This window comes from Roseovarius marisflavi (genome assembly GCF_900142625.1).
In the GTDB taxonomy this organism is placed as follows: Bacteria; Pseudomonadota; Alphaproteobacteria; order Rhodobacterales; family Rhodobacteraceae; genus Roseovarius; species Roseovarius marisflavi.
Genome location: NZ_FRBN01000012.1, coordinates 1 through 21,366, shown reverse-complemented (window position 1 = coordinate 21,366; position 21,366 = coordinate 1). Strand labels below are relative to the sequence as shown.

General features: G+C 58.3%; 21 protein-coding genes. 8 read left to right on the top strand and 13 right to left on the bottom strand.

Going from position 1 to position 21,366, the window contains the following annotated elements; genetic code table 11:
- Window positions 1-58 precede the first annotated feature (58 nt).
- The gene (gene groL, locus BUB78_RS11615) at window positions 59-1,702 is read right to left on the bottom strand and encodes a chaperonin GroEL (RefSeq protein WP_073198264.1); all 1,644 of its coding nucleotides are present in this window, start codon (window positions 1,700-1,702) and stop codon (window positions 59-61) included.
- 68 nt (window positions 1,703-1,770) lie between these two features.
- Entirely contained in the window at window positions 1,771-2,058 is a 288-nt protein-coding gene (locus BUB78_RS11610) for a co-chaperone GroES (protein ID WP_073198263.1), read from the bottom strand.
- Window positions 2,059-2,315: 257 nt separating this feature from the next.
- On the opposite strand from BUB78_RS11610, the gene BUB78_RS11605 reads away from it, so the two are divergent.
- Window positions 2,316-3,236 (top strand): manganese-dependent inorganic pyrophosphatase, encoded by a 921-nt coding sequence (locus tag BUB78_RS11605; RefSeq protein WP_073198262.1) that lies wholly within the window; start codon window positions 2,316-2,318, stop codon window positions 3,234-3,236.
- Window positions 3,237-3,290: 54 nt separating this feature from the next.
- Here BUB78_RS11605 and BUB78_RS11600 read toward each other — a convergent pair whose 3' ends face one another.
- The 3 genes from BUB78_RS11600 to BUB78_RS11590 all read right to left on the bottom strand — a co-directional run bounded on the left by BUB78_RS11600 (window position 3,291) and on the right by BUB78_RS11590 (window position 7,178).
- Window positions 3,291-4,016 carry a helix-turn-helix transcriptional regulator gene (locus tag BUB78_RS11600; RefSeq protein WP_073198261.1) on the bottom strand — a complete coding sequence of 242 codons (726 nt, stop codon included), beginning with the start codon at window positions 4,014-4,016 and terminating at the stop codon, window positions 3,291-3,293.
- Between the two features lie 361 nt (window positions 4,017-4,377).
- Window positions 4,378-5,667 carry a crotonyl-CoA carboxylase/reductase gene (ccrA, locus tag BUB78_RS11595; protein WP_073198260.1) on the bottom strand — a complete coding sequence of 430 codons (1,290 nt, stop codon included), beginning with the start codon at window positions 5,665-5,667 and terminating at the stop codon, window positions 4,378-4,380.
- Between the two features lie 137 nt (window positions 5,668-5,804).
- Window positions 5,805-7,178 carry a 1-acyl-sn-glycerol-3-phosphate acyltransferase gene (locus BUB78_RS11590; protein WP_073198259.1) on the bottom strand — a complete coding sequence of 458 codons (1,374 nt, stop codon included), beginning with the start codon at window positions 7,176-7,178 and terminating at the stop codon, window positions 5,805-5,807.
- A gap of 148 nt (window positions 7,179-7,326) precedes the next feature.
- Between BUB78_RS11590 and BUB78_RS11585 the strand changes: the two genes are divergently transcribed.
- Window positions 7,327-9,306, top strand: a complete 1,980-nt coding sequence (locus BUB78_RS11585; protein WP_073198258.1) for a protein meaA — start codon at window positions 7,327-7,329, stop codon at window positions 9,304-9,306.
- A 300-nt stretch (window positions 9,307-9,606) separates the two neighbouring features.
- Here the strand turns inward: BUB78_RS11585 and BUB78_RS11580 are convergent, their stop codons facing one another.
- A complete protein-coding gene (locus BUB78_RS11580; RefSeq protein WP_073198257.1) occupies window positions 9,607-10,479 on the bottom strand; it encodes a LysR family transcriptional regulator in 873 nt (290 codons plus the stop codon).
- A 97-nt stretch (window positions 10,480-10,576) separates the two neighbouring features.
- Between BUB78_RS11580 and BUB78_RS11575 the strand changes: the two genes are divergently transcribed.
- Window positions 10,577-10,858, top strand: a complete 282-nt coding sequence (locus BUB78_RS11575) for a DUF1330 domain-containing protein (RefSeq protein ID WP_073198256.1) — start codon at window positions 10,577-10,579, stop codon at window positions 10,856-10,858.
- 51 nt (window positions 10,859-10,909) lie between these two features.
- Here BUB78_RS11575 and BUB78_RS11570 read toward each other — a convergent pair whose 3' ends face one another.
- On the bottom strand, window positions 10,910-12,109 hold the full coding sequence (locus tag BUB78_RS11570) for a hydantoinase/carbamoylase family amidase (RefSeq protein WP_073198354.1): 1,200 nt from the start codon (window positions 12,107-12,109) through the stop codon (window positions 10,910-10,912).
- 238 nt (window positions 12,110-12,347) lie between these two features.
- Here BUB78_RS11570 and BUB78_RS11565 point away from each other — a divergent pair, with 238 nt between their 5' ends.
- From BUB78_RS11565 to BUB78_RS11555, 3 genes are all read left to right on the top strand, one after another.
- Window positions 12,348-13,400, top strand: coding sequence for a DMT family transporter (locus tag BUB78_RS11565; RefSeq protein WP_073198255.1), 1,053 nt, complete (start codon window positions 12,348-12,350; stop codon window positions 13,398-13,400).
- Window positions 13,401-13,616: 216 nt separating this feature from the next.
- Window positions 13,617-14,039, top strand: coding sequence for a plasmid mobilization relaxosome protein MobC (gene mobC, locus BUB78_RS11560; RefSeq protein WP_073198254.1), 423 nt, complete (start codon window positions 13,617-13,619; stop codon window positions 14,037-14,039).
- Complete coding sequence (locus BUB78_RS11555) at window positions 14,036-14,266, top strand: hypothetical protein (protein WP_181444377.1); 231 nt, start codon at window positions 14,036-14,038, stop codon at window positions 14,264-14,266. Before mobC ends, BUB78_RS11555 begins: the two co-directional genes overlap by 4 nt.
- 61 nt (window positions 14,267-14,327) lie before the next feature.
- Here BUB78_RS11555 and BUB78_RS11545 read toward each other — a convergent pair whose 3' ends face one another.
- Window positions 14,328-15,110 carry a relaxase/mobilization nuclease domain-containing protein gene (locus BUB78_RS11545; RefSeq protein ID WP_425442180.1) on the bottom strand — a complete coding sequence of 261 codons (783 nt, stop codon included), beginning with the start codon at window positions 15,108-15,110 and terminating at the stop codon, window positions 14,328-14,330.
- 224 nt (window positions 15,111-15,334) lie between these two features.
- Here BUB78_RS11545 and BUB78_RS11540 point away from each other — a divergent pair, with 224 nt between their 5' ends.
- Window positions 15,335-15,754: a hypothetical protein gene (locus BUB78_RS11540; RefSeq protein WP_139279323.1), complete on the top strand. Its 420-nt coding sequence runs from the start codon at window positions 15,335-15,337 to the stop codon at window positions 15,752-15,754.
- A gap of 56 nt (window positions 15,755-15,810) precedes the next feature.
- Here BUB78_RS11540 and BUB78_RS21170 read toward each other — a convergent pair whose 3' ends face one another.
- The 5 genes from BUB78_RS21170 to BUB78_RS11525 form a co-directional block, all read right to left on the bottom strand.
- Window positions 15,811-16,743 carry a DEAD/DEAH box helicase family protein gene (locus tag BUB78_RS21170; protein ID WP_281248873.1) on the bottom strand — a complete coding sequence of 311 codons (933 nt, stop codon included), beginning with the start codon at window positions 16,741-16,743 and terminating at the stop codon, window positions 15,811-15,813.
- A 39-nt stretch (window positions 16,744-16,782) separates the two neighbouring features.
- Window positions 16,783-17,475, bottom strand: coding sequence for a phospholipase D family protein (locus BUB78_RS21165; protein ID WP_245813454.1), 693 nt, complete (start codon window positions 17,473-17,475; stop codon window positions 16,783-16,785).
- A 19-nt stretch (window positions 17,476-17,494) separates the two neighbouring features.
- Complete coding sequence (locus tag BUB78_RS20925; RefSeq protein WP_220084006.1) at window positions 17,495-17,653, bottom strand: hypothetical protein; 159 nt, start codon at window positions 17,651-17,653, stop codon at window positions 17,495-17,497.
- A 970-nt stretch (window positions 17,654-18,623) separates the two neighbouring features.
- Window positions 18,624-19,313 carry a DUF2306 domain-containing protein gene (locus BUB78_RS11530; protein ID WP_073198252.1) on the bottom strand — a complete coding sequence of 230 codons (690 nt, stop codon included), beginning with the start codon at window positions 19,311-19,313 and terminating at the stop codon, window positions 18,624-18,626.
- On the bottom strand, window positions 19,310-20,122 hold the full coding sequence (locus BUB78_RS11525; protein WP_084732843.1) for a class I SAM-dependent methyltransferase: 813 nt from the start codon (window positions 20,120-20,122) through the stop codon (window positions 19,310-19,312). Before BUB78_RS11525 ends, BUB78_RS11530 begins: the two co-directional genes overlap by 4 nt.
- Before the next feature lie 101 nt (window positions 20,123-20,223).
- On the opposite strand from BUB78_RS11525, the gene BUB78_RS11520 reads away from it, so the two are divergent.
- A complete protein-coding gene (locus BUB78_RS11520) occupies window positions 20,224-21,114 on the top strand; it encodes a LysR family transcriptional regulator (RefSeq protein WP_073198250.1) in 891 nt (296 codons plus the stop codon).
- Window positions 21,115-21,366 lie beyond the last annotated feature (252 nt).

Here is a 21,366-nt window from a genome sequence, read left to right as displayed (position 1 = left end):
CAATAAAAAGGGGCCGCCCGAAGGCGACCCCAATGCGTTAGCACAGATGTGCAGCAGATTACATCATGCCGCCCATGCCGCCCATGTCGGGCATGCCGCCACCGGCGCCAGCGCCTTCTTTGGCGGGCTTGTCGGCAACCATCGCTTCGGTGGTGATCAGCAGGCCTGCGATCGAGGCTGCGTCTTCCAGAGCGGTGCGCACAACCTTGGCCGGATCGATCACGCCGAACTTGAACATGTCGCCATATTCGTCGGTCTGCGCGTTATAGCCAAACTTGAGGTCTTCGCTCTCGCGGATTTTGCCCGCAACAACCGAACCGTCAACACCAGCGTTCTCTGCGATCTGACGCAGCGGCGCTTCAAGCGCTTTGCGAACGATCATGATACCGGCGTTCTGGTCGCTGTTGGCGCCTTCCAGACCCAGAAGGGTCTTGGCCGCCTGAACGAGGGCAACACCGCCGCCCACAACGATACCTTCTTGCACGGCCGCACGCGTGGCGTTCAGGGCGTCGTCGACGCGGTCCTTACGCTCTTTCACTTCGATTTCGGTCATGCCGCCAACGCGGATAACAGCAACACCACCGGCCAGTTTGGCCACGCGCTCTTGCAGCTTTTCACGATCGTAGTCGCTTGTGGTGTCTTCGATCTGCTGACGGATCTGTGTGACCCGTGCTTCGATCTCGGCTTTTTCACCGTGGCCGTCGACGATGGTGGTTTCGTCTTTGGTGATGGTGATGTTCTTGGCCGAACCCAGCATGTCCATGGTGACGGATTCAAGCTTCATGCCAAGATCCTCGGAGATCACCTGACCACCGGTCAGAATTGCGATATCCTGAAGCATTGCCTTGCGACGATCGCCAAAGCCGGGGGCCTTGACCGCAGCGATTTTCAGACCGCCACGCAGCTTGTTGACCACGAGGGTTGCAAGCGCTTCGCCTTCAACGTCCTCGGCAATGATCAAGAGCGGCTTCTGGCTCTGGATCACCTGCTCGAGCAGCGGAACCATGGCCTGCAGCGACGAAAGTTTCTTTTCGTGCAGCAGGATCATGCAGTCTTCCATCTCGGCAATCATCTTGTCCGAGTTGGTGACGAAATAGGGGCTCAGGTAGCCGCGGTCGAACTGCATGCCTTCAACAACATCGGTCTCTGTTTCCAGGCCTTTGTTCTCTTCGACGGTGATCACACCCTCGTTGCCGACTTTCTGCATCGCGTCTGCGATCTGACGACCGATTTCCGCTTCGCCGTTGGCCGAGATGGTGCCGACCTGGGCAACTTCGGCGCTGTCATTGACAGGGCGCGAGGCGGCTTTGATCGCGGCAACCACTGTGTTGGTCGCCATGTCGATACCGCGCTTGAGGTCCATCGGGTTCATGCCGGCGGCAACCGATTTCATGCCTTCTTTGACGATGGCCTGGGCCAGAACAGTGGCGGTAGTGGTACCGTCGCCTGCTTCGTCATTGGTGCGGCTGGCCACTTCTTTGACCATCTGCGCGCCCATGTTCTCGAACTTGTCTTCAAGTTCGATTTCCTTGGCAACCGATACACCGTCTTTGGTGATGCGCGGTGCGCCAAAGGATTTTTCCAGAACCACATTGCGGCCTTTGGGGCCAAGTGTCACCTTAACCGCATCGGCCAGGGTGTTGACGCCTTTGAGCATGCGATTGCGGGCGTCTGTAGAAAAACGTACGTCTTTTGCAGCCATTTTCAGGTGCTCCCGTTTTTTGAAAATCTAGTGTTGATGGGACAATAAGGCGGTTTGAAAACCGGGCCTTATGCCATCAGACCCAGAATGTCGCTTTCTTTCATGATCAACAGCTCTTCGCCATCAACCGTCACTTCGGTGCCCGACCATTTGCCGAACAGGATGCGGTCGCCGGCTTTTACAGCCATCTCGATCAGCTCGCCGTTGTCCTTGCGCGCGCCTTCGCCGCAGGAAACAACTTCACCCTCGCTGGGCTTTTCTTTTGCGCTGTCGGGGATGATCAGTCCGCCAGCAGTTTTTTCTTCGCTTTCAACGCGGCGAACAAGCACACGGTCGTGCAGCGGTTTAAATGCCATCTCTGAGGCTCCTTGGCTCAAAGTTTCTTCCTATGACCCCTCCGAGGGGGTCGTTAGCACTCAGTCTCGCCGAGTGCTAACGACGCATAGCTAGGGATCACGCGAAACGGAGTCAACACCATTGATCCATAAAATCAGCGGTTTCGCCTGTCCCACCAAAGGGAAATTACGCCGCAGCGCAGCATTGACAGGTGACAAACCGGGCGCACCCGCCTATAAGGCGCGCAAATCAGACAGCCCCACAGGATTGACCCCACATGACAACACTTGTTTTTGGCCATAAATCGCCCGACACCGATTCCACCGGCTCGCCCATCATCTGGGCCTGGTACCTGAACGACGTGCAGGGCATCCCCGCCGCCCCCGCCCTCTTGGGGGAACCCAATACAGAGGCGCTGTTCATGCTGGAGCGCTGGAATCTGGACAAGCCGCAGATCATTGAGGGCGTCGCCGCCGATGCGCCGGTGGTGATCGTGGATACCAACAACCCGGCCGAGCTTCCGGCCGATATCAACGCCGCCGATATCCGTGGCATCATCGACCATCACAAGCTTGTCGGCGGCCTCGAAACCAAAGGCCCCATCGACATCCGGATCGAACCTTTGGCCTGCACCGCGACGATCATGTACAAGATGATCGGCAAGGACATGGCGCAAATGCCAACCGCTATCAAAGGCGCGATGCTGACCTGTATCCTGAGTGACACGCTTGAATTCCGCTCGCCGACCACGACGCAGGAAGACAAGGCCATCGCGCATGCGCTTGCCAAAGACCTTGGCATCGTGATCGCCGATTATGCCGCCGAAATGTTCGCCGCGAAATCCGATGTCTCGGCCTTTTCCGACGCCGAACTGCTGCGGATGGATTCGAAAGAATACGCTGTTGGTGACACCAAGTTTCGCGTCAGCGTTCTTGAAACCACCGCCCCCGCGACCGTGCTTGACCGCAAGGCCAGCCTGCTGAACACCATGACAACCGTGGCCGCCGAAGATGGCGTGGATCAGGTTCTGTTGTTCGTCGTCGACATCCTCAACGAGGAAGCCACGCTTTTGGTGCCCAACGATCTGGTGAAAACCCTCGCCGAGAAATCCTTTGGCGCGACCGTGTCGGGCGATGCTGTTGTTCTGCCCGGCATCATGAGCCGCAAGAAACAGATCATCCCCAACCTCAAGGTCTGAGGGCGATAAAAGAGTTTGGAAAAGGGGCGCCGCGTGCGCCCCTTTTTCGTGGGCTCAGACCACGATCAGGCCTCGGCTGGTGGCACGGGCCACCGCATGAATGGTGTTGACCGCCCCAAGCTTGAAGCGCGCCGATTCAACGTAAACCCGCAGGGTATGCTCCGAAATGCTCAGCGTCTGCGCCACCTGTGCCCGGCTATAGCCCATGGCCAACAGGGTAAGCCCGTCGACCTCGCGCGGCGAAAGGGGCTGAACCTGGCCGGGGTTTCGGTCCGGCTCGAAATCAAGCGCTTTCTGGTTGAAATAATGCGCGATCAGGATCAGGTCGCGCCGGTGCTCTTCGGTGAAGGTGGCCCAGGTCAGATCATCGCAATTATGGCTGACAGTAAAAAGCGCAAACTGGCCATTTGGCCCACGTACCGGCACTGAATAGCCCTGATTGCCGATGCCGTATTCGATTGCTTCAACCTGAAAGGTGCGGGCCGCCTTGCCAGACCAGTCAAGCCGCTTCCAATCCACCGGATGAAACCGTTTGTAACCCCCCTGAATGACCGGATCGATGCGCACATAGTCCTGGTCGAGATATCGCTGCACCCAGATCGGGGAATAGGTGCCACAGCCATATTGTTCACCGGCACTGCTGACCCAGTGATACACCATATGATCAACGCTCAGAAGATCGCGAAATTGCTCGATCAGATTCTGTAAATCCGTCAGATCAGAGGCATGTTCCAAAGCCTCCAATAACGTTTCCAGCCGCGCGGGCGGGGTTGCGTTCATTCGCGGAATGTCCTTCCCCAGTCAACGCAAGCTCGCTCGCGGCCACCAGCCGTGTATCATCCAGCTGTTCGGCCAAAACACTCATCCCATTCTCATGGGCAAATGTCTGTAGATCGGCAAGAACGTCGAGTATCCATTCGTTTCGCATCTATCAGCCTCGCGTAGCACTGGTTAATAAAGAGTTAACACAACTATAGCACGTGTTAAGAATCGTTGTTATTCGCGAATAACAACTCCCCAGAAATAGCGGGGCAGTCTTTTGCTAAGCATCTGACATCATTGAAGCGCACCCAAACGCAGACCGCCCGCGAACCGATCGAGCGATTCGCGGGCGGTTTCGGGTCACTAAACCCAAGGCTGATTATGAACGGCCGGCCTCGATCACGTCCTCGACCGTGCGCAACCCGGTGCGCGGGGCCTGAACCAGAACCGCCATATTGCCCGGCTTATGCTCATTGCGCAGCATCTTGAGGTGCGCGGCAGGAATTTCATCCCAGGGGAACACTTCCGACATGCAGGGATCAATCCGGCGCTCGATCATCAGCTTGTTGGCCGATGCCGCCTGCTTGAGGTGGGCAAAGTGCGAGCCCTGCAGGCGCTTTTGGTGCATCCACATATAGCGCACGTCAAACGTACAGTTAAAGCCGCTGGTCCCGGCGCAGATCACCACCATGCCGCCCTTTTTACACACAAGGCTGGACACCGGGAAAGTCGCTTCGCCGGGGTGTTCAAACACGATATCGACGTTGTTGCCCTTGCCAGTGATGTCCCAGATCGCCTTGCCGAACTTGCGCGCTTCCTTGAACCACGCGGCATATTCGGGCGTGTTCACGGTGGGCAATTGCCCCCAACAGCTAAAGTCCTTGCGGTTGATCACGCCCTTGGCGCCAAGATCCATCACGAACTCGCGCTTGTCCTCGTCCGAGATCACACCGATGGCATTGCCGCCTGCGGCATTGATCAACTGAATGGCAAACGACCCAAGGCCACCCGAGGCGCCCCAGACCAGAACGTTTTGACCGGGCTTAAGCTCGTGCGGGTGATGCCCGAACAGCATCCGATAGGCGGTGGCCAGCGTCAGGGTGTAGCAGGCGCTTTCTTCCCATGTCAGATGCCTGGGGCGCGGCAGCAATTGCTGCGCCTGAACGTTGGTGAATTGGGCAAACGACCCATCCGGGGTTTCGTAGCCCCAAATCCGCTGGCTCGGCGAGAACATCGGATCGCCGCCGTTGCATTCTTCGTCGTCGCCATCATCCTGGTTACAGTGGATGACAACCTCGTCGCCCACCTTCCAGTTCTTGACCCGATCCCCCACAGCCCAGACAATGCCCGAGGCATCGGACCCGGCGATGTGATAGTCGGCACCATGGCTGTCAAACGGGCTGATCGGAACACCGAGGCCGGCCCAAACACCGTTATAGTTAACGCCTGCCGCCATCACCAGAACAAGCACTTCGTGGCTGTCCAGAATGGGGGTATCGACCACCTCGATCTGAAAGCTTTTGTCGGGCTCGCCGTGCCGCTCGCGCCGAATCGCCCAAGCGTACATCTGCTTGGGGACATAGCCCAGGGGGGGCATTTCACCGACCTCGTACAGGTCTTTTTCGGGTGCCTCGTAGGGCGCAATACCCGGTTCTGTATCCAAAGCCATGATAGCCTCCTGTCACAAAATTGCCGCGACGCAGAATCGCGCCTCTCTGCCCTTGAAATATCCGCCGGAACGCAACAATGCAATGCCAAAGGGCGCATTTTTGTAATTTTATGACCGAGCGAACGCAGAAATTGCTGCTATTTCGTGCTGCGGTCGCGAAAAAGATGGGCGATCGAGGCCGCGTAGAATTCAACGATGGGCCGCTCATGCTCGACCACCGAATACTTACCATCGCCCTCTTGCACCATCTCGCGCTTGGTCAACGCCTGAAGACCAAACCGCGCGCCATAACCGATATCGTCACGCGGCAGGTGCAGATAGGCGCTTCGCAAATCCGCCGCCATGCGGGTGACGCTTTCCTCTAGCTCGGCCAGGCTCAGAGGCGCTTTGGCCCGCAACATCGCCCGCGCCACAAGCGGAACGGGCAGCACAGGCACCTCCTGGCCGATCCTCTCCATCAAGAGCTCTGCAAGCCCTTCGATCCCCGCCCCCGGATGATCGCGTTCGAACGCCGCGAGCGAGAGCGGCGCCCCGAAACTGACCGCCGCATAGCCATGCCGGTGATAGCGCCCGCGCAGGCGCAGCCAGATCTGCTTGAGGATAAACCGCCCGATCACACTGATGCGCGCCGGAAACTTGCGCCCGCCGGCCTGTCCTGCCGCCACCAGAAGACGATCCTCGAACACCCGGTCGTAATTGAGGGCGACCGGCACGAACACCACATCCCGCACACCGGGCGTGCGCTCTTCGACAAGGTATTTCAGCAAGCCGAGTTTCGGCGGCGCGAGGGCGCCATCAAGGCTCAGCCCGCCTTCGGGGAACATCGCCTGGGTCACGCCGCCATCGGTGGCCATGCCGACATAGCGCGCCAGAACCCTGCGATAGAGGTCACCGCGCGATTTGCGGCGGATGAAATAGGCGCCCATCGCCCGGATCAACCGGCTCAGCGGCCAGACCCGCGCCCATTCGCCCACCGCATAGCTAAGCGCCGAGCGTTCCGCCGCCAGCCATGTCACCAGAACGTAATCCATGTTGCTGCGGTGGTTCATCACAAAGACCACCGTCGCCTCTTTATCCACCGCGCTCAGGGCGGCGGCATCGAAATTGCCCAACCGGACGCGATATAACGACCAGCTCAGCCATTTGGCGGCGCGGATCGCAAAGCCGAAATAGGCACTGGCGCTAAAGCTTGGCACGATTTCGCGGGCATAGCTCTGGGCCTGTTCAAAGGCGACGTTCTCGGGGATGCCTTGTGCCTTGGCATGGGCGACAATTGCGCGGCTCACCTCGGGATCATAGATCAGCCGCTGAATCATGTCATAGCGCCGCGCAAGCTTGAACGGCTCAATCGGTCGCTCAAGCCGGGTGTTGAGCTTGGCCACCACCCGCTCCATCCGCCGACGGAAAAACCAGCGCACCGAGGGAAACAGGAAATGCGACGCGAATGTCACTGCTGCAAAAGCAACAAGCAAGATCAGCGCCCAAATGGGCATTTCCACCACTTTCCCCATCCGCGCAGCAAAGCAGGGTTTGCACCCCGCGTAAATGCCTGTGTAAATGAAGCCATGCCGCGATGCAGCGAATTGACAGCGGCATTTTATTGCATATAACCGAAGCCGAACGTAACAAAATTACCCAAACCGATTCAGAGGCCCCATCATGTCGCAGACGCAGAAAGACCAGACCAAGGATCGTCCCTGGCTTATCCGGACCTATGCGGGCCATTCCACCGCTTCGGCCTCGAACGCGCTTTACCGCGCCAACCTTGCCAAGGGGCAAACCGGGCTTTCGGTGGCTTTCGATCTGCCGACGCAGACCGGCTATGACAGCGATCACATTCTGGCGCGCGGCGAAGTTGGCAAGGTCGGCGTGCCGGTCAGCCACCTTGGCGATATGCGCGCGCTGTTTGCCGATATCCCGCTCGATCAGATGAACACTTCGATGACGATCAACGCCACCGCGCCCTGGCTGTTGTCGCTTTATATCGCCGTGGCCGAGGAACAGGGCGCGGATGTGACCGCGCTTCAGGGCACCGTGCAAAACGACCTGATCAAGGAATACCTGAGCCGGGGCACCTATATCTGTCCGCCGAAACCCAGCCTCAAAATGATCGGGGATGTGGCCGAATATTGCTATAAGCACGTGCCGAAATGGAACCCGATGAACGTCTGTTCCTATCACCTGCAAGAGGCCGGTGCGACACCGCAACAGGAACTGGCCTTTGCCCTGGCCACCGCCACCGCCGTGCTTGACGAACTCAAACCGCGCGTCGCACCCGAGGATTTCCCGGCGCTTGCGGGGCGGATCTCGTTCTTTGTGAACGCCGGCATTCGCTTTGTGACCGAGATGTGCAAGATGCGCGCCTTTGTCGATCTCTGGGATGAAATCCTTGAAACCCGCTATGGCGTCAGCGATCCAAAGTTTCGCCTGTTTCGCTATGGCGTGCAGGTCAACAGCCTCGGCCTGACCGAGCAACAGCCCGAAAACAACGTCTATCGCATCCTGATTGAAATGCTGGCCGTGACCCTGAGCAAAAAGGCCCGCGCCCGCGCCGTGCAATTGCCCGCTTGGAACGAAGCGCTCGGGCTGCCGCGCCCCTGGGATCAGCAATGGTCGATGCGCATGCAACAAATCCTGGCCTATGAAACCGACCTTCTTGAGTTCGACGACCTCTTTGAGGGCAACCCGGCGGTCGATGCCAAGGTCGAGACGCTCAAGGACGGCGCGCGTCACGAGCTGGCCAATATCGACAGCATGGGCGGCGCGGTCGATGCGATCGAGTACATGAAGGCCCGCCTTGTCGATAGCAACGCCGAACGCCTTGGCCGGATCGAGCGCAATGAAACCATCGTCGTCGGCGTCAACCGCTGGCAAGAGGGAGAGCCTTCGCCGCTTCAGACCGAGGATGGCGGCATCATGGTGGTCGATCCGGCGGTCGAGGCCGAACAGATCAACCGCCTGAACGACTGGCGTAACAACCGCGATGCGGCAGCCGTGAAAGAGGCGCTCGCCAATCTGCGCGCCGCCGCCGCCGAGGGTCGCAACGTGATGGAGCCTTCGATTGCCTGCGCCCGTGTCGGCGTGACCACCGGCGAATGGGCCGCACAGATGCGCGCCGTCTTTGGCGAATATCGCGGCCCGACCGGCGTCTCGGCCAACCCCTCGAACATGACCGAGGGCCTTGATGATATCCGCGCCGCCGTCGACACGGTGAGCGACCGCCTTGGGCGGCGGCTCAAGTTTCTGGTCGGCAAGCCGGGGCTTGATGGCCATTCCAACGGCGCCGAACAGATCGCCTTTCGCGCCCGCGATTGCGGTATGGACATCGGCTATGCCGGTATCCGCCTGACGCCAGAGGAAATCGTGCGCACAGCACTTGAGGACGAGGCCCATGTTGTCGGCCTCTCGATCCTGTCAGGCAGCCACATGCCGCTTGTCGAAGACCTCATGGCGCGGATGCGCGAGGCGGGGCTTGGCCACGTGCCGGTGATCGTCGGCGGCATTATCCCGGACGATGACGCCAAGCGCCTGCGCGAAATGGGCGTGGCGCGGGTCTATACCCCCAAGGATTTCGAGCTCAACACCATCATGATGGATATCGTGACGCTCGCCGACCCCAAGGCGGTGGCGGCGCAATAACCCCACCTTAGGCCTGCGCCGGCAAAAGGTTGTCCGTTCGATCCTTTTGGGACGGGGTTGCGGCTGTCGCGCCAAGACAGCAGCGGGATGGTGCGTGCACATCTGAACCATGTCGAAAAATCGCTTGCCGATCAGCAAAAGGCTCTTGCCGCCCTTACGCGCGGGCCTCGCGCGGCTGACCGCAAGGTCAGACAAGCCGCCCCGCCCCCTGCCTGACGAAACCCAGCCACCTCAGACAGGCCGCTGCAGCGCAAAATTGCAGCTCGAGGTGAAAGACTGCCTACTTTCACGGCCTATGTTTCAGGCGCGAAATGCGCTGCCATGCTCGCGGAAATATGCCTTGAGAAGGGCGCGGAACGCGCTGACCTTGGCGCCGGGCCAGACATCGGCATGCGCCACCGCCCAGATCGGGGCATAGGGGCTTGGCTCCATCACCGGCACCTGCACCAGGTCGGGCGTGCCGCGCCCGATGAACATCGGCATGCGCACCACGCCAAGCCCGGCCTGCGCCGCGCCGATCATCGCGATCATGTCGTCAAAGCGCGCCCGCACAAAGGCTCGCGGGTTGCGGGCAAGGGCGGCGGCGGGCACGCCCTTGGTCTGGCTATACACGATCCAGCCGGTGGGATCATCCGGGGCCTCTGCAATGCGGCGGGCGACCTCGGGGCTGGCAAAGGCAGCCGTGTGCTGATCGCTCAGGCGCAGGCCGGTCAGGGCATCGCCGGGGCTGTCACTGACCCGCACCGCAAGATCGGCGCGGCCACGGCCAAGGTCAACAAGGTCGTTGGCGGCATTTACCGACAGCTCGACCTCGGGGTGCAGGCTGCAGAATTGGTCGATGACATGCACCAGATGCAGGTTCAGCAAAATCTGCGGCGCGGTGATCACCAGCGGGCCGCGCAGGGTCTCATCCCGGCCCTGTAGCTGGCGCAGCAGGGCGTTCTGATGCTGTTCCATCTGTTCGCCGTGGCGCGCCGCCAAAAGCCCAAGCTCGGTCGGGCGGTAGCCTTCGGTCAGACGCTCGAACAGCTTTTGGCCAAGCGCGGTTTCGGCCCGCGTGATCCGGCGCGCGACGGTGGTATAATTCACGCCAAGCGTTTGCGCGGCGCGGCGAAGCGTGCCGTCCCGGACCACGGCGAGGATGGTTTTGATGTCGTCCCAGTCAAGCTCCATGCCATGCATTATCGCATGTGTGGTATGCAAATACACGCGTTTTCGCATGCTGCATTCGCGTTTATCTAGCGCTCACACCACTCACGGAGACCCGAAAATGATTTATGCCTATGCTGCTTTGACCATCACCAACCCCGAGTCACTTGCCGCCTACCGCGAAAAGGCCGGCGCGGCGCTTGCCCTTTATGGCGGCAGCGTCGTTTCGGCCAGCAAGGACCTGAGCGCCCTTGACGGCGCGCCAAGCCTGCCGGACATGGCGGCGATCCTGTCCTTTCCGGATCGCGAGTCCGCGCTTGGCTGGATCAACGATCCAGAGCTGGCGGATGTGCACGCGCTGCGCCGGGGCGCGGGGGGCTCTGACGCGATCCTTTTGGGCTAGGCCAAGCCCTCTTTCTGCGCGGCAGCCGGTCACGGCTGGCAAGCGGCGCGTCTAGGCCGCCCGCATCGCCGCCCCCGCCAGAACCCTGAGGCCGGCCACAAGGCCGGCCTCATCGGTATCCTCGCCAAAGGCATGGCTGATGCCGTTGATCGAGGGCACGAACAGCATCGCCGCAGGCATGAGCCGCGCCACATTGGTCGCATCATGCAGCGCCCCCGATGGCATCGCCCGCCAGCGACCGGGCACCTTGGCCTCGGCGCTTTCGCGCAGCGCCGCCTGAAGCCGCGCATCCATCGCCACCGGTTCAAGCCCAAGCATCGGGCCGAACGTAACCGTCATCTCCATTTCCTTGGCCACCTGCGCGGCGGTGCTGTGGATGATCTCTTCCATCCGGCGCAAACGATCCCTGTCGCCATCGCGCCATTGCATCGAGAACACCGCCCGTCCCGGCACAATCGAATGCGCATCCGGGTGCAGGCGCACATGCCCGATGGTCCAGACCGTCTGGGGCGTGACAACATTGCGAAACCGGTCGTTGATCAGCGCGTTAAAGCGGCCAAGCGCCTGAAACGCATCGCGACGGCGGTGCATCGGCGTGGTGCCGGCATGGTTCTGCTCGCCCTCAAAGGTGATCCGCATATCGCGGATGCCGACGATATCACTGACCACGCCAACCGCCTCTTGCGCCTCGAACAACCAGGGCCCCTGCTCGATATGCATCTCAAGAAAGCCGGTGAATTGACCCGGATCAACAAAATCACCCGCCAGATGGGCCATGGCGGCGCGAGCTTCGGCAAAGGTAATGCCCTGCCCGTCGGTCTGTTGATCCGCCACCTCAAGCGCAAGGGCGCCGCCCCAGATCGCGCTTCCGGTGGTGACGCCAAAGCGGCCCTCTTCATCCTGAAAGGACACCACCGAGATCGCAGGCCCGCCCGCCTCTTGCGCGGCGCGGGCAATTTCAAGCCCGGCAATCACGCCTAGTGCGCCGTCAAGCCAACCGCCCTCGGGCTGGCTGTCGCTATGCGAGCCGATCAACAAGGATGGCCCCGCCGCAAGCCCGAAGAGGTTGCCCACCGGATCAAACCGCGGCACCAACCCGGCGTCCTGCATCCGTTCGGCCAGCCATTCGCGCGCGGCAATATCGGGCGCGCTAAACGCCGGGCGCACCACGCCCTTGCCCACCCCCGCCGCGCCAAATTCGCGCAAGCGGTGCAGGTCGGCCAGAAATCTATCTGGGTTGACGTTGAGCATCGGCATCCTCCTGTTGCCAGGCACAAGGCTACAAGGGCGGCCGGTCGGGGCCAAGCACTTCTCCCAACTATCATGCCCCATGATCCGTTTGGAGAATTTCCGTTTATGCCATAGCAATGGACAAAAGGTTTCAGATCGCCGACGTGATCGTGACCCATTGTGTGACCCCCCTGGCTTGTCTGTGACGCGCCCAAAGTCAATTTACCCCTAAACCCTTTTCCCGATCAGGACAGAGATCATGAGCCAAGCCAGCACCGAGCCGACCAGAGACATGTCAAAGGCCGTCATGGGGGCGGCGCTCGTCTGGCTGGCGGTGATCGTCTATGCCTCGGCGAATTCCATCGTCTCGCTTCTGGCCGATATCGGACGCGAGCACCCGATCATGGGGCGCAATGCCATCACGCTCTGCAACCTGCTGTTTCTCGGCTCGCTGCTGTCGCTGATTCCGATGGGTTTCATGTTCTACAAGGATTGGACGCTGGAAAACCTGCGCAAGCTGACGCGCAAGGATTGGGGCGTGTTGTCCCTGTCGGCGTTGTTATCCTCGGCGGTAACACCGGCGCTTTTCTTTGTCGCGCTGGATTATACGACCGTGACCAACGTGGTGCTGATCGGGCGGATAGAGCCGCCGCTGTTTTTGCTCACAGCGTTTTTCATCCTTGGAGAAAAGCTTGACCCATGGGCCTTTGGTGCAGGTCTGATCGCGCTCTGTGGCGCGCTGGTCATGCTGGTGCTGAACAGTGAGGGCATGTCGTTCGAGTTTGGCCGCGGCGAGATCGCGACCGTCTTTGCCACCCTGTCTTTTATTGCCTCAACCATCGTAAGCCGGGTTGGCCTGACCGGTATTCCGCTTGGTATATTCTCGATCTACCGAACAGTGGTAGGCACAATCATCTACTATTTTCTGGCGATGTACCTTTACGGCGCCCTGCATTTTCAGGATATTTTCGCCTCGATCGTCTGGAAATGGGTCTGGGTTTACGCAGTGATCGTGATCATCATCGGTCAGTTTTCCTGGACGCTTGGCCTGAAATACGCGCGCTCGGGGGATATCTCGCTGGCGACGTCGTTTTCCCCGGTTGCCGCCCTCGTGATCGCCATGCTGCTTTTGGGCGAAGACCCCGGCCCCGGCCTTATTCCCGGTGGCGCGATCATCCTGCTTGGCATCGCGATCGGGCAATTCGGCCGCCTGCGCCGCCAAAAGGCCGAACGCCGCGCCGCGCAGGCCGAAGAGATGGACGTGGACGACGCTCTTGAACTTGAAGGACGGGTCAACTTCAAAGGTGCCTGAGGGCACCTGCGTGTCAAATGGGAACCAGAGCCCCGCGAAAAATTCGAGATCATCCATACGGTTTGAAGCGGGGGAAAATGGTGCGCCCGGAGGGCAAAAGTTCGAACTCCCAGTTCCATTCCCTAAAGGCCGAGGAATTGATAAAACTGTTCAATTCCCTTGAGGAATGGGAACGCCAGCTCGCACAGTTAGACTCGAAGAGTCTGAGGTGTGACGATGAGCACTTTAGATCATAATTTCAATGATATAGCGGCTCAAAAGGCTGAAAAGCCTAAGTATCCGCCGCCGTTCTCTATTCGCTTTACCTTCGAGGAACGTGCACGGCTTGATGCAGAGCGCGGGAGAAGCGCTCTATCGGCTCATATTCGTGATTGTCTGTTTGGTCATGATGTGGCACCGCGAAGGAAATCTGGCAAGAGTCCCGTAAAAGATGGGGAAGCGTTAGGACGATTACTTGGTGCTCTCGGCGGCTCACGCTTGTCAAACAACCTCAACCAACTGGCGAAAGCCGTGAATAAGGGCTCATTGCCTGTCACGCCAGAAACTGAGGCTGATATCGTTGCGGCATGTGAAGAGGTCAAAGCGCTGCGGGCTGACTTGCTGCGCGCGCTTGGTAAATCGCCAGGAGCATCGCCATGATCTTGAAAGCCAAAGAACGGGGAGATGGCGGACAGCTTGCGCGATACTTGTTGGCAACGCGTGACAATGAACATGTCGAGCTCCACGAAGTTTCGGGCTTTGTCAGCGACGATCTGCTGGACGCTTTCCATGAAGCCGATGCCATCGCCAGAGGCACACGCTGCAAGAACTATCTGTTCTCTATGAGCCTCAAGCCGAGCCGCGCGTCCTTCATGTGCGTGCCGTAAGAAGAGCCTTCCTCACCCATCTGGCGCAGAAAGGGGAAGACATGCTCGTCTACGATCCGCATCATCTCGCGCGCCTCAAAGTTCTTGAAGCGGGACCAGCGGAGGTTGTCGTAAGGCTCGCCCTTGTCGTCGGCCCCTTCAGGGAAGATCCGGCGAGCCGTTGCTTCGTGCTGGCTTCAGTCTCTTTGATGAACTCTTCGACCTTGCGCGTCATGCTTTGCGCTATTGCTTCTTTGACCTGAACCACGGACAGAAGCTTTTCGTGATCTCCGAGACGCGCTGCCAGCTCTTTCGTCTTCACCCCCGCGTAGCGCGACAGTGAATAGACCTCCCCGCGATAATCGATAGCGACGAAATCGCGCCGATCACCCTTGGCCAGCCAGAAGCCCCGTTCTTTGAGGGCGTGCTTAAACGAGGTGCGATTGTCAGAGTGCTTCCATGCGTCCTGAAACGCTGCCTTGATCTCGCGAGGGTCGATGCCAGCACGTTTTGCTTGCTGCCATTCTTCGCGGCTGAAGTTCAGTGGATCGCGCAAGCGCCGATCTTGCAACCCGCGCGGCATATCCCAATCATGTTCCAAATAAAGTTCTCGCGACACATCGCGCAACTTCGTCTTGTAGTGAGGCAAATTGATTGCGCGCATCTTTTCAGTATCGATGCGTGACCAGACGACATGCGCATGGCGTCTGCCATCTTTTTCGTGAAAGACGATAGCGCGCGGTTGGTTTTCCAGCCCGAGCTTCTTCTCGATCATGTCAGCGGTTTTCTCGAACACTTCTGTTTCGACGTAAGCGCCTTCAGGCGGGTTTCCGCGACGCCCTGCAACATGTAGAGCATTCCACACGAGGACAGCTCACAACGCTAGCGCGCGCCCTGGACCCCATTTTGCGACTTGTGTCTGGCCAAGCGTGGTTGGCTCTGCACCGCGAGCGTGTCCCTGGAGTTGTGAAGCTGCCATTTCAGCACGTATTATCCCAAGTGAGATAAACCTGCTTCGATATGAAGGTTTTTGCCGTATCATCAGGGGTGGGCCACGTATCTGCTCTCGCCCGAACAAGGAGACCAATCGTGAAATGGATAACGCCCCTGGCATTTCTCGCCCTGCTCGCTAGCCCTGCGTTTTCTGAAACTTGGAAGTGTCTGGTTCCCTACGATGAGGTCAACGGTGGGGGCAGTATCACCATACAAGCCGAACGTCTGGTCTTTGTGTCCGACTGGCCGCATCGCGAACCGGAAATCCTGAAATGCACCAGGAGCGGCCTCATAAGCGAATGCATGTCAGCTGACCTGTCTGTGACCGGGGAGGGCAGCGCATCTGTTTTTGCAAAACTTTATTCCATCATCTGGCAACGCGATGGCGCTCCGACGACGATCACTACAAGGCAGCTCTCTGCCATCTTCAAGGAACACGAGGATGGTTACGCAATGGCTGAGGTATTTCCCGCCATTGGTTACAAATTTCCCGTGACCGATTGCAAATTAGACTAACAGGATGAAGCCTGCTGACGGCCCGCACCCACCACGCACGTCTGTCCAGACCTCACTCAAGGCCGCAAGGAGCCGACAGTCGCTGCGATGTTCACTAGGTCAGCTATGCGGGACATAACCCGCCCGCCGGGCGCGAGGTCATTGCAGAGTGACACGATTTCGTCGAGGCGTGCCCTCTGAGGTTTCGTGAGCTTCAGCGTTTTTGGTCGCCCGTGATTGGCAAGCTTGGGGTAGCCATGCTTGGAGCGATCCTCGTCCTCACCAATGCATCGGCGCTGGCGGCGCGCCAAAAAAGGCGAAATCAGTTCAGAGAGTTCCGTGCGAGCCTGTCGTGAAAGAGCGGTTTCCGGTTCGGATAGGACAGCAAGTGGTGCCTTCTGATCGAAAATATCAGGCGAACTTTGCATTTCGCGGTCGAACAACTCACCCATGGCCTGGATGTAGTCTGGGGTCATGAAGATAGAGGCGCGCTTTTCCTGCATATGGGTAAGCCAGTCGACGTCACGATTGCCCAGCAGCGTGGCAGACAAGCAGACATTCCAGCTTGGTGGTGCGAGCTCGACCGCTGCAGCCATCTGGGATGCCTGTTCAAAGCCGGGCGTAACCGTATGGCTTTCGTCGATGATGAGTATGCCGAACTGATCGAGTCTCAGACCGGTCTCGTTGTCGTCGCCAGCTCCTCGCAGGCGCTTCTTTGAAAGACTGGTGTTTGGTATGGCCTCCAAAGAGTTCGTGGAGTGCTTTTCCCAGCTCGGGATGACCTTTGGCGGCGCGATGACAGCCGCGTTCTTCCTGGCGACTCCGTGCACAGGAGAGCGCGGAATGACCCGAGAAAAGGTTTCCGATAAGGCCTCGGCGAGATGGCACCCGATTTCGGTTTTACCCGAGCCTGTAGGCGCTTCTACGAAGGCGATACCGTTATCGTACGTGATAGAGCAGGCCTCGTAAGTCAGCTCCTGTTGGTATTCATAGAGAGTGTGACCGGTGATCTCTTGGCGACCGCCGGTCAGCCAGGGCTCAAAGCCCTTCTACTCCGCGATCATGCGCGCCATGGCGTCTTCAGCGGTGGCGGGCTTTATCAGCTTGTCGAGGATCTCGAGCGCTTCAGCAGTCCAGTCGGTCGAAACGTCCCAAATCTGCTCAGCCGCCCTGGTGCGCTCAAGCTGAAGCTCATGCGATCCAGCGTCGAGCCCATCTGCATACTCAATATTGCTGTAGAGCCCTGAGCGAGAGAAGTTCGCCGAGCCCGCCACCGCGCCTATTGGTGAACTCACAATCTTGGAATGCATCCGACGATCCCCGTTAATCCCCAGGCGGGACTGGGCCAGCACAGGGTCAAAGACGCGAAGCTCAATCTTGCGAGTTTGGATCGCGCGCTTTGCAAGCACAGCGAGCAGGTCATCGTCATCCTCGACCTGCAGGCCGGAATTTTCCAGCCAATAGAGCTTCATTTGTTCAGTCACAGGTCTTGGCTTTGCCAACCGTCGAGAGTTCCCCATATCGATACCGAATGATATCCGAATGCGGATGTCTGGGTCTTTGTCAGGGTCTTTTAGCTCCTTGACCTCTTTCATCAGGACGGCGAGCGAAGAAAGGAAGTCTTGATAGCCAGTCACGAGCAGGCAGTCGCCAGACGTGATGTGCGGCCGGTAGAGGTCAATGACAGGTCGGTCGATATTGGTCCCGACCTTGGGCGCGGCCGCGAGGTCGGTCTCGGCCAATTGAGTGGCCTTAGGCTGGTCAATGTTCTGTGGCTTTGGACGGAGCCAATTCGGAAGCGAAAACAATAGCTAATACCATGTAGAGCGAGTTGCTTAGACTATGGATGGTCTTTCTAGCCTTGGGCAATGAATCTTTTTCGGCCTGCCCTTGCGGCAAATCCCCGATTTCGTCTCCCATGGGGGCAAGACAGCTCGGGGGAGAGGGTGGACCGGGAGCGGCCTAACGCCTCCCAACAGCACGGCCCGTGCTTGGGGTGGGGTGTGCCCGGGTTTGACCGGTTTGCAGGGTTTGCTGGCCCTGGCCCCAACCAACGTGGCAAGCCACAGCTAATCTATTGTGCCGACCAGCCGACTCCGGTTTTCAACACCCGGAAGAGGCGGCAATGCTTAGACGCGGCGGTCCCTACTAGTAGGGGATTAGTAGGGGATGTACGTCAAACGTTCTCCTGCGTCGTCCGACACCGTCCAAGATCGAGACAAGAATTAGTCTAGCAATCATAATGTGTTGTACGGCTTTAGGCAGCTTGGACCGGTCACGTCCAACACATGGACGGCAAAATTCGTAATGATGGGGCCTCATTGTTAACAATGATTTGGCCGTCCGATCGCCAGAGTTCAGACTGATACTGCTATCATATTTTTGGTACGCGCTTGTCCATTTCCCCCTCCCGCAACCAATATTACAAAACAAAAACAGTCGCTTGAAGGCCGCCGCAAGGCGGCCTTTTGCGTTTGCATGATGGCCGTGGAAGCAATGTGGAAGCAAACAAAAGCGAAAATGGACTGTGGCAATTATGCTCCATGAGATTCGCAACGCCTTTACGGCTTCCGGCCCTTACCGGACCTTGGTGCAGAGCGCAGCTAACGGCACGTAAGAGCCCAAACTGCAATCGCGCTGCCAGGTGGTGAAGGGCCGCTAAGCGGAACTGCTCGCCTGTGCTGCCAATATTCTACCTTCTGTGATTTGCGACGAAATAGGTGGGAAAAAACCGACCGTCAGTTACCGCGAAACCTAATGCGATGATGGCAACGCCGCCATGTGTCCGGGCTGCCAGAGCCTGTGAATCCCCATCGTTACCAACAGGGCGTCATAGAATTTCACCGTATTATCGAAATCCTTCGTCCCAATCGTTACATAACCAATCATCTCATTGTCCTACTCTTGAAGGTTTATTGCTCAGACTCTTCAGCGACGAAGTCCGTTTCGGTGCCAAGAGCACCCTCACCAAAACCTCGGCGATCAAAAGGTTGAGTGCCCAAGCAGACACCATCATAGCGTCGCGTAGCGGTCCCGTCGCTTCTGTTCCAGAAAGGATCATCCACCCAATGCCGATGAACGTCTGTGTCGACGCGCCCTGACCGATCGCATAGGCACGCAATATATTGGCGCTGTGTTGAAAGATGTTTCGTGACCTGATCGCAGCAATTGAACTAACGATGCAGCCGATCATCGCGAAGCCAAGGATAATCCGCGCCCAATACAGCAAGTTCCCCTGGAGGCTGATCGGAAAGCTATAGAAATGAGTCATCCACAATCCACTTCCCGCGGAAAGACACCCTGCCACTGCAACAATCCGACCAAACGCGCGGTGTGCTGCAGGATGCTGCCGCCTGATGCTTGGCAGGAACTGAATAGCGCCGAGAAGACAAAACAAGAAACTGCTCAGAATGTGCAGGACGATGGGGAAGGGTGTTGCTGACGCCCGCGGGTTATCGGGTGCGATCGCGGGTCCGCCTGCGAATTCGAGCACGCGGAACAAGCCTCCAAAGGTCGGGATGAACGAGTACACAAGGATAAAGGTCAGGATCGCCCATTCTGATTTGCTCAGAACCTTCATGAGCCAACCTCCTGATGTGTTGTTGCAGCAGTGGTTTCAGTCTCGTGCTCCAGTCCGCCGGGTCGACGCGCCCAGAATGCCGTGCTGGCTTGTCCCGCGCAGGACCTCAGATGGATGGGCTGGAAGCTAATGTCATTCAGCTGACACGCTTCCAGCCATGAGACGCCTTGCCGTTCCGTGATTGCCCATGTCCGCCAGCGCATTTGGATGAATGCACCAAAATGGGATCGCCGCGTTAGACACACGAAGAGCATTCCGCCCGGCTTGAGAACGCGCACCATCTCTCTCAATGCGTGCTGCGGCTCCGGCAAGTGTTCAAGGACGTGGGCGGCCATGACGAAATCAAATGACGCGTCAGCATAGGGTATCGAAAGTATATCTGCCTGCCTCAGTTCCGGCACCAAAACGGCCTGCCGCATCTCTGCGTCAGCCATCGTCAACATCTCTCCAGAGAGATCAATGCCGCAATAATTGAGGCGCTCCGGCAGAATGCTGTTCAGTGCAATGGACAGACTTCCGCTTCCGATCCCACAATCCAGCACCCTTGCTTTTGACCCGATCGATCCAAGTGCGGCCTGCGCGCCGGACGCAACCAATAGACGCCGGTATGCTGCATCAAGCCCATACCGCCGTGCTGTCCGTCCCCAACTGCGAGAAGCAGCATCGTATTGGCTGGTTAAGTCCTCTTTGGTCCTCAGTTGCCGACTGATCGCGATCCGCCAAGAGCCAAATTGGTAGGTGGTCATAGGAATTGTTTGCTGGCTTGATGGATCGATCGAAGCGGCGATCGATTGCGAATAGTTGTGCATTTGGCCAGAGTCCTTGATGGAGGTTTCGTATTCGCCTCCTCCTAGCCCACCCCGATTAAGTATAAAATTGCATATTTTGTAAGTTCTGGTATGCGCAAATCATGGAGTGGAAAAGATCAGCTTTTGACTGGAATCAGGCGCGGGCATTTCTTGCCACCGCCGAAGAGGGATCGCTTTCAGCAGCCGCTCGCGCGCTTGGGCTCACTCAGCCCACACTTAGTCGACAAGTTGCAAGTCTCGAAGAAACGCTTGGTGTGACATTGTTCGAAAGAACCTCACGTGCGCTGTTGCTGACCCAGGCCGGGACACAGTTGCTGGAGCATTTCCGAACTATGGGCGAGGCCGCAAATCGCATTTCTATCGCGGCCACAGGGCAATCCGAAGCGGTGACTGGGCATGTGGCAATTGCCTGTACGAATGGAATGGCAACCTTTTTTCTTCCGGACATTCTCAAAAAGCTTCAGGCGGTAGCGCCAGACCTTCAGATTGAAATCATAGCGTCCAATGAAATGAGCGACCTGCGACGGCGTGAAGCGGATATTGCGATCCGGCACGCCCGCCCTCAGGACGAAAACCTTTTCGCTAGACGCGTGCGGGACACGACCGGCCATCTTTTTGCATCATCAGATTACCTTGATGCGGTCGGTCGCCCTTCGCATCCCTCGGATTTTTCCAAGATGCATTTTGTCGGCTTTGAATATCCTGAACGTATGCTTGGGCTCATGGCCTCGCGCGGTCTCAATTTGACGGTGGCTAATTTCAACTTTTCCACGGCAAGCGTGACCATGTCATTGGAACTGATGCGTAAAGGGCTGGGCATTGGCATTCTTCCGGTCGACATTGGTACGGCCTATTCCGAGCTCGAAAACCCCTATCCGGATTTTGAACCTATAGAGATAGAATCTTGGCTCGTCGCGCACCGGGAATTGAAGACAAACCTCAGAATTCGACTGGTGTTTGACCTGTTGGCAGAGTGTCTGAGCACGAAGTAGCTAAATGCCGGAAAGCCGCCGTTCGCTCGCCACGCAGCGAAGGTCTGAAAAGTCCCGCTGAGCAGACCTTGATGCTGAGCGCAGCGAAGGTCCGGAACCCGCCCACACTGCATGTGTTCGACATGCTGTGTCAGGACGATCCGAAGGTCAAGAATGGGCGGCGGTTTCAACGGGTCGATGCAACACTTTAATCTTTTGAGAGAGATGGAGTGATCATCATGAAGTATCGTCGCCGCATATTCTTCACGGACA

What these genes read in the sequence shown, in the direction of transcription:
- groL (WP_073198264.1), bottom strand. Translation starts at nt 1,702, where the DNA reads ATGGCTGCAAAAGACGTACGTTTTTCTACAGACGCCCGCAATCGCATG.
- BUB78_RS11610 (WP_073198263.1), bottom strand. Translation starts at nt 2,058, where the DNA reads ATGGCATTTAAACCGCTGCACGACCGTGTGCTTGTTCGCCGCGTTGAA.
- BUB78_RS11605 (WP_073198262.1), top strand. Translation starts at nt 2,316, where the DNA reads ATGACAACACTTGTTTTTGGCCATAAATCGCCCGACACCGATTCCACC.
- BUB78_RS11600 (WP_073198261.1), bottom strand. Translation starts at nt 4,016, where the DNA reads ATGAACGCAACCCCGCCCGCGCGGCTGGAAACGTTATTGGAGGCTTTG.
- ccrA (WP_073198260.1), bottom strand. Translation starts at nt 5,667, where the DNA reads ATGGCTTTGGATACAGAACCGGGTATTGCGCCCTACGAGGCACCCGAA.
- BUB78_RS11590 (WP_073198259.1), bottom strand. Translation starts at nt 7,178, where the DNA reads ATGGGGAAAGTGGTGGAAATGCCCATTTGGGCGCTGATCTTGCTTGTT.
- BUB78_RS11585 (WP_073198258.1), top strand. Translation starts at nt 7,327, where the DNA reads ATGTCGCAGACGCAGAAAGACCAGACCAAGGATCGTCCCTGGCTTATC.
- BUB78_RS11580 (WP_073198257.1), bottom strand. Translation starts at nt 10,479, where the DNA reads ATGGAGCTTGACTGGGACGACATCAAAACCATCCTCGCCGTGGTCCGG.
- BUB78_RS11575 (WP_073198256.1), top strand. Translation starts at nt 10,577, where the DNA reads ATGATTTATGCCTATGCTGCTTTGACCATCACCAACCCCGAGTCACTT.
- BUB78_RS11570 (WP_073198354.1), bottom strand. Translation starts at nt 12,109, where the DNA reads ATGCTCAACGTCAACCCAGATAGATTTCTGGCCGACCTGCACCGCTTG.
- BUB78_RS11565 (WP_073198255.1), top strand. Translation starts at nt 12,348, where the DNA reads ATGAGCCAAGCCAGCACCGAGCCGACCAGAGACATGTCAAAGGCCGTC.
- mobC (WP_073198254.1), top strand. Translation starts at nt 13,617, where the DNA reads ATGAGCACTTTAGATCATAATTTCAATGATATAGCGGCTCAAAAGGCT.
- BUB78_RS11555 (WP_181444377.1), top strand. Translation starts at nt 14,036, where the DNA reads ATGATCTTGAAAGCCAAAGAACGGGGAGATGGCGGACAGCTTGCGCGA.
- BUB78_RS20925 (WP_220084006.1), bottom strand. Translation starts at nt 17,653, where the DNA reads ATGGGAGACGAAATCGGGGATTTGCCGCAAGGGCAGGCCGAAAAAGAT.
- BUB78_RS11530 (WP_073198252.1), bottom strand. Translation starts at nt 19,313, where the DNA reads ATGAAGGTTCTGAGCAAATCAGAATGGGCGATCCTGACCTTTATCCTT.
- BUB78_RS11525 (WP_084732843.1), bottom strand. Translation starts at nt 20,122, where the DNA reads ATGCACAACTATTCGCAATCGATCGCCGCTTCGATCGATCCATCAAGC.
- BUB78_RS11520 (WP_073198250.1), top strand. Translation starts at nt 20,224, where the DNA reads ATGGAGTGGAAAAGATCAGCTTTTGACTGGAATCAGGCGCGGGCATTT.